This is a genomic window from Nonomuraea sp. NPDC005650 (assembly GCF_040605375.1).
In the GTDB taxonomy this organism is placed as follows: domain Bacteria; phylum Actinomycetota; class Actinomycetes; order Streptosporangiales; family Streptosporangiaceae; genus Nonomuraea.
In genome coordinates, this window is record NZ_JBEXCR010000013.1 from 185,531 (window position 1) to 198,168 (window position 12,638).

The following is a 12,638-nucleotide window of genomic DNA, read 5'->3' on the forward strand; positions in this document are numbered from 1 at the left end:
CACCGGGTTGCGGAGATGTCACGCGACCCTGCCCGTGCCGCGCCACTTCCCGCATCTGCGGCCACCCGGCATCGGGGTAGCGCTCCGGTGGTGCGGGGAGGGGTCGGGATCGGCAGTCCGCGCCGTGGGGCGACGCCTGCGTGCCCCCGCCAAGGTCCACGGGGTGCGGGTGCTGACCGCCATGGGTGTGCGGGCCGAGGCGCCACTCGCCATGGGCATTCGGACCGGGGGCCGTTGCTGGACGCCGGGGTCGGGCTCCTCTTGCGCCGACACGCGGCGAGCAGGTGCCCAGGCGGGGCACCTGCTCGCGAGGTCAGGCGCGCTCGAAGGGGAGCACTTCCGTCAGGTGGAGGATCAAAGCCCCGGGGTTCCTGGTCTGCGTCATGATCCTGCCCGGTCCGGTGAACTCGAAGACCAAGCCCTCGCCCGACTTGAGCGACTGGATCGTCTTGCCTTCGACCGCCCGGCGCAGCTTGCTCTTGACCGTCTCGTCGTAGGCGACCAGATGGCCCGAGTCCACCACGATCTGCTGCCCGTCCGCCAGCTCGATCACGTCCATCGCGCCGTAGCAGCCGAGCACGACGGCGCCGTCGCCCTGCGCCTTGATGAGGAAGCCGCCCTCGCTGCCGATGAGGTTCGACATGCCACCCCACTTGGTGACGATCTCCACGCTCTCGCTGGACGCGATCCATGATCCTCTGGTCAGCAGGAGCGCGGTGCCGCTTCGTACCTCGGCGGATTGGACATCGCCTGGCAGGTGATGCGCCACATCCACCCAGCCGCCACCGTCCGGAGCGGTGTAGCGCGTGGTGAACAGCGACTCCCCGCCCAGCGCCGAACGCGCCAGCCCGCGCAGCAGACCGCCCTCCATCTTGGCCTGGAGCTGGACCCCCGCGCTCGTCGCGAACATCGCGCCCGCCTCGACGCGCAGCGTCTCCCCGCCGTCCAGATGGCAGCGCGCGACCGCGAACGAACCAGGGTGCCGGATCTCGGTCTTCATGCGTCCCTCCCTCTCGATCGTCTTGCTTCGGGGCGACTCTGCCGGACAGGCCATACACAACTCGTTGACAACGCGCAGCCGAACCCCGCCGGGACCACGGCCGACGTGCGCATGGCCGGACGTTTCGACGACGGGGCCGGTCGCTGCGGACGGTGGGTCATGGCCGCGCGACTCCGGGTTCGAGGGCCGCGGACGGCGGGGGTTACGGCCCCGCACAACGCCTTACGGTCATCCAGCCGCTTGCGGCCCGGATGATGTGTCCGCCGCCGCACCCTCGGCAACAATGACTCGATCCGCTCCCGCAAGCCGTCCTAGCCGATCCACGGCAGCTGCTCGCCCTTCCTCACACCCACCCAACGACAACCATCACCACGGCCACCGGGCTTCCTCAGGCGTCGATAGTGATGACGATCTTGCCGCGGGCCCTCCCTGCGGCGAGGGTGGCCAGGCCGTCGGTGGCCTGTTCCAGCGGCAACACCGGGTGTACGTCGACGGCCAGGCTGCCGGCGGCGGCCTGGTCGGCGAGCGGCGCGGTGGCCTCGCGGACCGGCTGGGCGAAGACGGTCGTTCCGGTGAGCCCGGCGGCGGCCAGGGCGTCGGCGTCCGGGGCCAGGGTGTCGGCGTCCGGGGCCACGGTGGTGGTGGCGACCTTGCCGCCCTTGCGGACCGCGTCCAGCGGGACCTCGGCGTACCCGCGGCCGGTGGCGCTGGCCGCCAGCGGGTTGAGCAGGATGAGCGCGGGGAACGGCCGTTGCCGCCGGGCAGCCGCAGGGTGGCGTTGAAGGTGGCCGAGCGGCCGTTGGCCTGCACGGTCACGGTCAGCGTGTTGCCGTTGCGGGTGCCGGTGACGCTGGTGGGCGCGGGCGGCAGGTGCCCGTACTCGTAGTACTGGATCAGCTCGCTGAGCTGCGCCCGCCGGCAGGACCACTCCGAAGGGCCGCTCAGCCGTGTCCCGTCCCACGACCTGAACGGGTCGGGCAGCTCCGGGACCGCCGGAAGCGAGCCGGGGGCGGGCAGGAACGGCGGCAGCGAGGCGCAGGCCGCCGCGCTTCAGGCGCGCCAAAGCGGTGACGTCCGTACGAGATGTCGATCGCGCGCCGACGGACTGTGTTCACCACCACCGGAGCAGGTGTCCGACGGCCTGCCCGCGTGGTCCAGTCTGGGAAGGGCCCCGAAAGCTGTCAAGATCGACCCGAAATATTTCGGCACTGCTGAGGTCTTGCCCTGCCCCCTTCCGGGCACGCCCAAATGCCTCACCCAGGCTGATATCCGAAATGTTTCGAGATCTCCCCGGCGTGAAATTTTCAGCTCCCGTCCGGGACCGGCCGCGCTCCGCGACCAGGGAAGAGCGTCGCGGCGACGGGTGATCGGCGAGGAAGCGCATTGACGTACGCGCATGCGACGGGGTTCGCTCCACATGCACTCGAAACCGCACGCCAACAGGACCGCGGCCGAGCTCGCGCTTGTCGCGGAGAAGGGAACGGAGACGTCCATGGTGAGGATGACGCGTTTGCTGAGCGGCCTGGTCGCCGTGCTGACGCTGGTCGCGGCCACGGTCTACGTCACGCGTGCGGCCGACGCGGAGTCGAACGGCGGCGTACGGGTGATGCCGCTCGGCGACTCGATCACCGACGGGTTCACCGTGGCAGGGGGCTATCGCATCGACCTGTGGCAGAAGCTCGTGGCCGCCGGCTATCGGGTCGACTTCGTCGGGTCCCTGTTCAACGGGCCGTCGAGCCTGGGTGACCACGACCACGAAGGCCACTCCGGATGGCGCATCGACCAGATCGACGCCAACATCGTGACCTGGCTGCGCACGTACCAGCCGCGCACGATCCTGCTGCACATCGGCACCAACGACATGTACCAGAACCCGAACGGCGCCTCCATCAGGCTGGCCACGCTCATCGACCACATCACCGGCAACGCGCCCGACGCCGAGGTGTTCGTGGCCACGATCATCCCCCTCAACGGCGCCGACCCGACCGTCAGGGGCTACAACTCGGCGATCCCCGGAATCGTGCAGTCCAGGGCCGCGGCCGGCCGCCATGTCCACCTGGTCGACATGTACAGCGCCCTGACCACCGCGGACCTCGCGGACGGCGTCCACCCCAACGCCGGCGGCTACAGCAAGATGGCGAACGTCTGGTACAACGCCCTCCGCTCGGTGCCCGGCAGCCTGGAAGGCACCCCCACGCCGACCCCGACGCCTCCGGGGCAGGACGGCGCCTGCGGCGCGACCTATCGGACGGTCAACACCTGGAGCGGCGGCTTCCAGGCGGAGGTGACCGTACGCAACAGCGGGTCGACGTCGCTCAACGGGTGGACGGTGCGCATGACCCTGGCCGCGGGGCAGGCCGTCACCAACCTGTGGGGCGGCGTGGCCACCGGCACCGGCGGCGCGATCAGCGTTCGCAACGCCTCCTACAACGGCAGCCTCGCCGCCGCCGGCACCACGACGTTCGGGTACGTCGCCACCGGCAACGGCGCCACCGCGCCCGCCGCTGTCGGCTGTTCCAGTCCCTGACGACGTCCGTCATGAATTCGAAACACGTTACCGGCCAAGAGCCTCTTGATTAGTGGTTTGACCAGCGCCATAAACAATCATGATGCGTGCTAGCCTGTTTCACGTTCTGAGCTGCGATGAGCGGAGGCGGGTCGGGTGAAGCCGCGGTCGATCGTGTTCGATCTCTATGGCGACTACTTGCGCTACGACGGCGGCGCGGCCCCCTTGCAGACCCTCACCGACCTGCTGGCCGCTTTCGACATCCCGGAGGCGACGACCCGCGTGGTGATGGCGCGGCTGCGCAAGGAAGGGTGGTTCGACACCGAGAAGCGGGGCCGGACCACCCTCTACCGCCTGACCGACCAGAGCTGGCGCCTGCTCGACGAGGGGCGCAGGCGCATCTTCCAGCGCGAGCGCGAGCCGTGGGACCGGCAGTGGCGCGTCGCCATCTACCACGTTCCCGAGACCGACCGCGCCGCCCGGGAGCGCGTTCGCAAGAAGCTGAGATGGCTGGGCTTCGGGCCGCTGGCGCCGTCCACGTGGATCTCTCCCCACGACCGCCTGCAGGAGGTCGCCGAGGAGCTCGCCCAGGAGCCCTCGGTCCGGCTCGACCTGCTGATCAGCCGGTCCATGGGGGCCGCCGCCGACATCGACATGGCCAACCGGTGCTGGGAGCTCAAGGAGCTGCACCTGGCCCTGCTCGCCAAGCGTGACGCCTACCGGGCGCTGCTGGCGCGCTTCTCCTCGGTGCCGCCGCGCGGGCGCGAGGCGCTGGTCGAGCGCATCCGCCTCGTGCACGACTACCGCATGCTGCCCTTCGACGACCCTGATCTGCCCCTGGAGCTGGTGCCCGCCGGCTGGGTGGGACGCGACGTGCACGATCTCTTCCTCGACCTGCACGAACGCCTTGCTCCGGAGGCCGAGGGCTTCTGCGCCTCCCTGGGCGTCGGCCCGCTGAACAAGGCGGCCGCCCACACATGACAAGTCCGGGGGCCATGCCCCTGTGCCTGTCACGCCCAAAATCGCTGTTCCATCGCGGAGAACGCCAGAATAGTTTCATCTCATTGACGGTCGTCTGATTGGTGTGTAACGTCGGCGACACCTTCGGCCGTGCGCCGAACTCTCTGGTTCTCGCTCCGTGGAGTGATCATGGACGCTGTCGCGCATCCCCCGTCCATCCGCCGCAAGGGCAGCCTGCCCGTCGTCGCCATCTGTTTCGCCTCGATCGTCTTCGACGGTTACGACCTCATCGTCTACGGATCGGTCGTGCCGAACCTGCTCGCCGACAAGTCGTGGCACCTGTCGCCCGCGCAGGTCGGCGCGATCGGCAGCTACGCGCTCATGGGCATGCTCATCGGCGCCCTGGTCGCGGGGGTGATCACCGACATCGTCGGCCGTCGGAAGATCGTGATCGCCAGCGTCACCTGGTTCTCGCTCGCCATGATCCTCTGCGCCCTCGCGCCGTCCCCGGAGCTGCTGGGCCTGTTCCGCTTCGTGGCCGGGCTCGGACTCGGCGGCGTCGTCCCCACCGCCATCGCGCTCACCGTCGAATACGCCCCGAAAGAGCGGCGCAACCTCTACAACGCACTGATGTACTCGGGCTACTCCGTCGGCGGCATCCTGGCGGCGGTGCTGGCACTGACGCTGCTGGCGGAGCACGGATGGCGGCTGATGTTCTGGATCGGCGCCGCGCCGCTGGTCCTGGTCCTGCCGCTGGCCGTCCGGTACCTGCCGGAATCAGCGGGCTTCCTGCTGGCCAGGGGACGCCGGGCCGAGGCCGAAGCACTGGCCGCCCGATACGGGCTCACCCTCGACGAGTCCGCCGCGGGCGAGTCCGGCGCCGAGCGGGGGCCCGCGACGCGTACGCGCTCGATCGCCGTGCTCTTCCGGCGCGAGAACCTGGCGGCCACGGCGCTGTTCGGCGCGGCCAGCTTCTGCGGCCTGCTGCTGGTCTACGGCCTCAACACCTGGCTGCCGCAGATCATGCGCGCGGCGGGCTACCCGCTCGGCTCCTCGCTCCAGTTCCTGCTGGCCCTGAACCTGGGCGCCATCGTCGGCACCATCCTGGTGTCCTTCCTGGCCGACCGCGTCGGCTCGAAGATCGTGACCGTCGGCGCCTTCCTCGCCGCGACCCTGTGTCTCTATCTCCTGAGCCTCCGCCTCGGCACGGGCGTGCTCATGGCGTGCGTCGCCGTGGCCGGGCTCGGCAGCGTCGGCACCCAGATCCTCGTCAACGGCTACGTCGCCACGCACTTCCCCGCGTCCGTACGGGCGACGGCGCTGGGCTGGTCCCTGGGCGTCGGCCGGCTGGGCGCCATCCTCGGGCCACTCCTGGGCGGCTGGATCCTGGGGTCCGGCCTCGGCGTGGAGTGGAACTTCTACGCGTTCGTGCTGCCGGCCCTGCTGGGCGCGGTCTTCATCGCCGCGGTGCCGAGAATGCGCGCCGGCCGGGCCGCCACCGGCCTCGCCCGCCGCGAGACGGCCGGGGGGAGCACCGCACACCCGGAGGAACAGGCGGGCCACCGCAACACCAGGGTCAGGGGGAACTGATGCGCATCGCTGTCGCGGGTGGCGGCCCGGGCGGGCTGTTCTTCGCCACCATGATCAGGCGGCTCGTGCCGTCGGCCGAGGTCACCGTGTTCGAACGCAACCGGGCCGACGACACCTTCGGCTTCGGGGTCGTCTTCTCCGACCGCACCCTGGCCGGCATCCACGAGGCCGACCCGGTGCTGCGCCGGGCGCTCGACGAGCACGGCCGCCACTGGGACGACATCGAGGTCAGGCTCAAGGGCGAGCGCGTCCGCTGCGGCGGGAACGGCATGGCCGCCATCGTCCGGCGAACCCTGCTCCTGCTGCTGCAGGAGCGCGCCCGCGACGTCGGCGCCGACCTGCGTTTCGCCACCGAGGCACGGCTCGACGACCTGGCGGGGTACGACCTCGTCGTCGCCGCCGACGGGACCGGTTCGCGCATCCGCGACCTGCTCGACTGCGGCAGCGAGGTCGAGAGCGCCACGGCCAAGTTCATCTGGTTCGGCACGGACTACCTCTTCGACGGGCTGACCTTCGTGCACGAGCGCGGCCCGGACGGCGTCTTCGCCGTGCACGGCTACCCGATCTCGGCCGAGGCGTCGACGTTCATCGTGGAGACCGACGAGGCGTCCTGGCGGCGGGCGGGGCTGGACGCGTTCGACGTCACGCAGCCGCCCGGGCCCAGCGACCTGGCCTCCAAGGCGTACCTGGAGAAGCTGTTCGCCGACCAGATCGACGGGAAACGGCTACTCACCAACAACTCACGATGGGGAAATTTCCGGACTCGCCGTACTAAACGGTTGCATACCCTGACACCGCAGCCGGTCGTGCTGCTGGGCGATGCCGCACACACGGCGCACTTCTCGGTCGGTTCCGGCACGAAGATGGCGATGGAGGACGCGGTGGCGCTCGCTCGCGCGCTCGCCGAGCACGGCGACGACCTGCCGGGCGCGCTCGCGGCCTACGAGGAGGCCGCCCAGCCGTCCGTACGGCAGGTGCAGGACGCCGCCCGGCCGAGCCTGTCCTGGTGGGAGCACTTCGGCCGCTACTACGACGCCTTCGAGCCGTGGCAGTTCGCCTACCACTTCCTGTCGCGCAGCATCACCGACGCCCGCCTGGCCCGCCGCGCACCCGAGTTCGTCGAGACCAGCCGGAGCAGGTGGACCGCGGCGCACGGCGCCGAGCCGCTGGACACGCCGTTCGAGAGCGGCGGGTGGCAGGTCGGGAGCCGGCTCGTGCGAATCACCACGGATGCCGGCGCCACGCCCACGGCGGCCGGCGACCTCCCGCTCTCGGCCACCCCGCGGCCGGGACCGTGGGGCGCGCTGCTGCACGCGCCGGACACCGAGGCCGGGCTGCCCGACGCCTTCGCCCGCCTCGCCGGCCTTCCGGGGTCTCCGGTGCTGGTCGCGGTGGGCGGCGGCACGCCGCTGACGCGCATCTTGCTCTGCGAGCAGGCACGCCTGCACCATCGGCTCCCCGCGCTGACGATCGAACCAGCCCTCGACCGCGACCGCGCCCACACCCTGGTGCTGTCCGGCCGCGCCGACCTCGTCGGAGTCGCCGCATGACCGCCACCAACCCCGCCACCGTGATCTCGGCGGAGCTGATCGTGGGAGTCACCGCATGACCGCCACCGCGATCTCGGGCGAGCTGAAAGCGCTGTTCGCGCCGCGCGGCATCGCCGTCGTCGGGGCGTCGCGCCATCCGCACAAGCTGGGCGCCACGCTCGCCCGCTCACTGTCCGGGTTCGCGGCCGCCGGAGGCCGGCTCGCGCTCGTCAACGGCCGCGACGACACCATGTACGCCTCCGTCGCCCAAGCCGCCGCCGACGGCCCCGTCGACCTCGCGATGATCTGCGTGCCCGCCCCCGCCTGTGCCGACGCCCTGGCGGCGGCGGCAGCCGCGGGAGCCCGCGCCGCGGTGATCCACGCCGGAGGGTTCGCTGAGACGGGCGAGGCCGGGGCGGCCTGCCAGCAGCGTCTGGCCGACGTCGTCGCCGAGACGGGCATCCGCGTGCTGGGCCCGAACACGAGCGGCTTCCTGGCCCCCCACGCCGGCCTCACCGCCACCTTCGTCCCCGGCGCCGCCCAGGTCCGGCCCGGCAGGGTGGCCGTCGTCGCGGCCAGCGGCGGCGTGAACCACGCCCTGGCGTTCCTGCTGGCCGAGGCCGGGCACGGCATCAGCCTGGCCGTGGGCCTGGGCAACGCCGTCGACGTCGGCGCCCCCGACGTCCTCGACCATCTCGCGGACGACCCCGCCACCGGGGCCGTGGCGCTGCACATCGAGTCGGTCACCGACGGCCCCCGCCTGGTCGCCGCCGTGCGCAGGCTCGCCGCGCGCCGCCCGGTCGCCGCCCTCGTGGTCGGCCGCAACGACGTTGGCGCCTTCGCCGCCTCGCACACCGGCGCGCTGGCGACGTCGTGGCGCCTGACGCGTGCCGCCCTCGCCCAGGCCGGCGCGGTGCTGGTCGACGACGAGCGCGAGCTGGTGGACGCGGTCGGCGCCCTCTCCGTCACCCGCCTGTCGCCGCGGGCGAGCGCGGGGGTGGGCGTCGTGACCGCGCAGGCTGGCCCCGGCCTGCTGCTCCTGGACGACCTGCGCGGCCGCCGGGCCCGGGTCCCCGAGCTGTCCGCCGCCACCCGGGACACATTGGCGGAGCTGCTGCCGCCGCTGACCTACCAGCGCAACCCGGTCGACACCGGCCGTCCCGGCCCCGGCCTGGGGCGTATCTTCGCCGCGGTCGCCGCGGACCCGGGCGTGGACGTGATCGCCGCGTACACGCTGCACGAGCCCGACGCCGTCGACATCGTCGCCGCCGTGCGGCAGGGCCGTACCTCTGAGGTGCCGATGGTGCTGGGCCTGGCCGGGACCGGCGAGGAGGTCGCCCGGCGGCGGCAGGCCCTGCTGGCGGCGGGTGTGGCCGTCGCGGCCGAACCGCGCGGTGTCGCCGCGGCCACCGCCGCCCTCCTGGCCGACGCCCGAGCGCGCACCGTCCAACCCCCTTCGCCCGGCGGCGGGGTGTCCGAAGGCGTCGCAGGCCCGTACGACGAGCGCCAGGCCGTGGAGCTGCTCGGGCCGTACGACGAGCATCAGGCCAAGGAGCTGCTCGGCCGGCTCGGTGTGGTGACCATGCCGCGCCGCGCCTGCCGGGACCGGGGCGCCGCCCGCGCGGCGTTCGGCGAGCTCGGCGGGCCGGTCGCGGTCAAGCTGCTCGACGCCGCGGTGCTGCACAAGACAGAGCTCGGCGGCGTGCACCTGAACATCACCGGCCCGGACGAGCTGGAGGCGGCCCTCGACCGGCTGGACGCCGCCGGCGCCCGCCGCTGCCTGATCGAGAAGATGGCACCGCCCGGGGTCGACCTCATCGTCGGCGCCCGCCGCGACCCCGTCTTCGGCCCTGTCGTGCTCGCCGGTCTGGGCGGTACGGTGGCCGAGGCGCTGGCGGACGTCGCCATCCGGCTCGCCCCGCTCAGCCTGGCCCAGGCCGCCTCCATGCCCGCCGAGCTGGCCGGGCGGGCCCTGCTCGCCGGGTGGCGCGGCGGCCCCGTACTGGACGTGGACGAGCTGAGCCGGATCGTGGTCGCCCTCGGCGGCCTGCTGGCCGCCAACCCCCTGCTCGACGAGATCGAGATCAACCCGCTGAGACTCACCGCCGACGGTCTCGTCGCACTCGACGCCGTGATCATCCCCAGGGAGGCCGACGATGCCCAGCCCCATCTCTGACCACGTCGTACCCTGGCCCGACGCCGAGGCGCGGCGCTACGCCGCCGAAGGCTACTGGGCCGGAGTCCCGCTCGGGCACCTGCTGCGCGAGGTCGCCGGCCGGACCCCCGGCGCGCCCGCCCTGATCGACCCCGTGGCCGGGCTCCGCCTCACCCACGCCGAACTGGCCGAACGCGCCGACGCGGCCGCCGTACGGCTGCTGGAGCTGGGCATCGGCCGCGGTGACCGCGTCGTGGTGCAGCTCGGCAACGGCTGGGAGTTCGTCGTCCTCACCCTGGCGTGCCTGCGGGCCGGGATCGTGCCGGTCATGGCACTGCCCGGGCACCGGCGCGCAGAGCTGGGCTATCTGGCCACCCACGCCGAGGCCGTCGCGATCGCCGTCCCCGACCGCATGCGCGGCTTCGACCATCAGGCGCTCGGGCACGAGCTGGCCGACGAGGTGCGGGCGGCCACCGGCGCGGACTGGCACGTCCTCGTCGCCGGGGACGACCTCAGCCCCGCGAGCGTCGACCTGCGCGCCCTGTGCGCGCCGCCCGCCGAGGCCGACCGCGCCCGCCTGGACGCGAGCGGTCCAGGCAGCCGCGACGTCGCCGTCTTCCTGCTGTCGGGCGGTACGACCGGCCTGCCCAAGCTCATCGCCCGCACCCACGACGACTACGCCTACAACGCCCTGGCCAGCGCGGACCTCGCCGGGATGGACGCCGGCACCGTCTACCTGGTGTCCCTGCCCGCCGGGCACAACTTCCCGCTCGCCTGCCCCGGCCTGCTCGGCGCGCTCCTCAAGGGCGGGCGGGTGGTCACCCTGCCGTCGCCGGAGCCCGCCCGCGCGTTCGCCACGATCGCCGCCGAGGGCGTCACGCACACCGCGGCGGTCCCCGCCATCGCCCTGCGCTGGCTGGAGCACGCGGCCGAGCACGGCGCCGATGCCCTCCGTACGCTGCGGGTCCTGCAGGTCGGCGGCGCCCGCATCGCCGACGAACCGGCCCGCAAGGTCAGGCCCACGCTCGGGGCGACCCTGCAGCAGGTGTTCGGGATGGCGGAGGGCCTGCTCAACTACACCCGCCTCGACGATCCCGAGGACATGATCTGCACCACCCAGGGCCGTCCGCTGTCGCCGGCCGACGAGGTGCGCCTGGTGGACGAGCTCGACAACGACGTCCCCGAGGGCGAACCCGGCCTGCTGCTCACCCGCGGCCCCTACACCCCGCGCGGCTACTACAAGGCCGCCGAGCAGAACGCCCGCGCGTTCAACGCCGACGGCTGGTACCGCTCCGGCGACATCTGCCGCCGCACCCCCGAGGGCAATCTGATCGTCGAGGGCCGCGACAAGGACATGATCAACCGCGGCGGCGAGAAGATCTCCGCCGAGGAGGTCGAGAACCTCATCTACCAGCTCCCCGCGATCAGCCAGGTCGCCGCCGTGGCCATGCCGGACACCGTGCTCGGCGAACGCGTCTGCGTGTACGTCGTGCCCCGCCCGGGGGCGAGGGTGACGCTGGAGGACATCCGCGCGTGGATGGAGGGCAGCGGCGTGGCCCGCTTCAAGATCCCCGAACACCTGGTGATCGTCGAGGAGCTCGTCTCCACCAAGGTAGGCAAGATCGACAAGAAGGCCCTGCGCGCTGACATCGCCGACCGGCTGTCCGCACAGACCGGCACCTGAACGGCGGCGATCAACGGCGCCTCCCGCTGCGTGTCAGATCACCCGGAGGTGCGCCAGGTGCAGGTGCACCGGGTGGTGGAAGTCGCCGGTGAAGCGCCATCGTCCGACCGTGGGCAGGTCCTCACCGGCGCGGGCTTCGAAGTGGACGGAGATGCTGGAGGGCGTGCGCGACCACAAAGATTCCGTTCTCGGCGTCGAGGAGCGTGATTGCGGAGAGACGATGATGATGTGCGTCTCCCGCGGCCCGCGTCCGGTCCTCCGCCTGTGACGCCGACGCTACGAACGAGGAGGAAAGCCATGCCTGTTCCGGAAACGGTTGACCTGGGCGGCTTCAGCACCGCGGCCGGCGGCTCCCAGCGGTTGACGGGCCACCTCGCCCGGCCCGAGACGGCCGGTCCCCGGCCGGGGGTGGTCGTCGTGCACGAGGCCCTCGGGGTCGACGACGTCATGCTCCGCCAGACGGAACGGCTCGCCCGCGCCGGCTATCTGGCGCTGATGCCGGACCTGTTCACGCAAGGAGGCGCACGGCGCTGCCTGGTGCCCACCATGCGGGCGGCACTGTCCGGTCAGGGCCGGGCGTACCAGGACATCGCGGCGGCCCGGACCTTTCTGGCCGAACACGCGGACTGCACCGGGGCGGTGGGCATCATCGGCTTCTGCATGGGCGGCTCCTTCGCCCTGATGGCAGCGGGCAAGGGCAGCTTCGGCGCGGCTTCGGCCAACTACGGGATTCTCCCCAAGGACCTCGACGCGGCACTGGCCGGGGCCTGCCCGATCGTCGCCAGCTACGGCGGCCGGGACCGGATGCTCAAGGGCGCGGCGGAGCGCCTGGACGCGGCGCTGGAGCGGCTGGGCGTCGTCCACGACGTCAAGGAGTATCCGCAGGCCGGCCATTCCTTCCTCAACGACGCGGCCACCGGCCCGCGCCCGCTGCGCCCGCTGATGCGCGTCGCCGGCATGGGCCCGGACCCGGAGGCCGCCGCCGACGCGTGGCGGCGCATCGAGACCTTCTTCGACAACCACCTCAAGGACACGGAGTCCTGAGCACGACCCGAATGGGCGACGAACCCCCGGGGCGGCGACCGAAGAGCAGGGCCGGCCGGCCGTTCGCGCTCGCGCGTCGCCACGAGCGGCGGGTCGGCAAGATCACTGACGTGCTGCTCGACCACGTCGCGCACGGGCGAAAGTACGCCGACGCGTTCGGCACCCGGCTC

At 72.4% G+C, this 12,638-nt stretch carries 10 protein-coding genes; 7 read left to right on the plus strand and 3 right to left on the minus strand.

Annotated elements, in window-relative coordinates; genetic code table 11:
* Positions 1 to 313 precede the first annotated feature (313 nt).
* On the minus strand, positions 314 to 1,000 hold the full coding sequence (locus ABZS69_RS23605; protein ID WP_355376141.1) for a TIGR00266 family protein: 687 nt from the start codon (positions 998 to 1,000) through the stop codon (positions 314 to 316).
* A gap of 388 nt (positions 1,001 to 1,388) precedes the next feature.
* Positions 1,389 to 1,961 carry a zinc-binding dehydrogenase gene (locus ABZS69_RS23610; RefSeq protein ID WP_355376144.1) on the minus strand — a complete coding sequence of 191 codons (573 nt, stop codon included), beginning with the start codon at positions 1,959 to 1,961 and terminating at the stop codon, positions 1,389 to 1,391.
* A 540-nt stretch (positions 1,962 to 2,501) separates the two neighbouring features.
* On the opposite strand from ABZS69_RS23610, the gene ABZS69_RS23615 reads away from it, so the two are divergent.
* From ABZS69_RS23615 to ABZS69_RS23640, 6 genes are all read left to right on the plus strand, one after another.
* Positions 2,502 to 3,527 (plus strand): cellulose binding domain-containing protein, encoded by a 1,026-nt coding sequence (locus ABZS69_RS23615; protein ID WP_355376147.1) that lies wholly within the window; start codon positions 2,502 to 2,504, stop codon positions 3,525 to 3,527.
* A gap of 135 nt (positions 3,528 to 3,662) precedes the next feature.
* Positions 3,663 to 4,487 (plus strand): PaaX family transcriptional regulator C-terminal domain-containing protein, encoded by an 825-nt coding sequence (locus ABZS69_RS23620; protein WP_355376149.1) that lies wholly within the window; start codon positions 3,663 to 3,665, stop codon positions 4,485 to 4,487.
* A gap of 168 nt (positions 4,488 to 4,655) precedes the next feature.
* Positions 4,656 to 6,056 carry an aromatic acid/H+ symport family MFS transporter gene (locus ABZS69_RS23625; RefSeq protein ID WP_355376152.1) on the plus strand — a complete coding sequence of 467 codons (1,401 nt, stop codon included), beginning with the start codon at positions 4,656 to 4,658 and terminating at the stop codon, positions 6,054 to 6,056.
* Positions 6,056 to 7,606, plus strand: a complete 1,551-nt coding sequence (locus ABZS69_RS23630) for an FAD-dependent monooxygenase (protein ID WP_355376155.1) — start codon at positions 6,056 to 6,058, stop codon at positions 7,604 to 7,606. The genes ABZS69_RS23625 and ABZS69_RS23630 overlap by 1 nt, the downstream gene beginning before the upstream one ends.
* 55 nt (positions 7,607 to 7,661) lie before the next feature.
* A complete protein-coding gene (locus ABZS69_RS23635) occupies positions 7,662 to 9,761 on the plus strand; it encodes an acetate--CoA ligase family protein (RefSeq protein ID WP_355376158.1) in 2,100 nt (699 codons plus the stop codon).
* Positions 9,742 to 11,424: an AMP-binding protein gene (locus tag ABZS69_RS23640; protein ID WP_355376161.1), complete on the plus strand. Its 1,683-nt coding sequence runs from the start codon at positions 9,742 to 9,744 to the stop codon at positions 11,422 to 11,424. The genes ABZS69_RS23635 and ABZS69_RS23640 overlap by 20 nt, the downstream gene beginning before the upstream one ends.
* A gap of 33 nt (positions 11,425 to 11,457) precedes the next feature.
* Here the strand turns inward: ABZS69_RS23640 and ABZS69_RS23645 are convergent, their stop codons facing one another.
* Complete coding sequence (locus ABZS69_RS23645) at positions 11,458 to 11,601, minus strand: hypothetical protein (protein WP_355376163.1); 144 nt, start codon at positions 11,599 to 11,601, stop codon at positions 11,458 to 11,460.
* A 120-nt stretch (positions 11,602 to 11,721) separates the two neighbouring features.
* Between ABZS69_RS23645 and ABZS69_RS23650 the strand changes: the two genes are divergently transcribed.
* Complete coding sequence (locus ABZS69_RS23650) at positions 11,722 to 12,468, plus strand: dienelactone hydrolase family protein (protein ID WP_355376166.1); 747 nt, start codon at positions 11,722 to 11,724, stop codon at positions 12,466 to 12,468.
* Positions 12,469 to 12,638 lie beyond the last annotated feature (170 nt).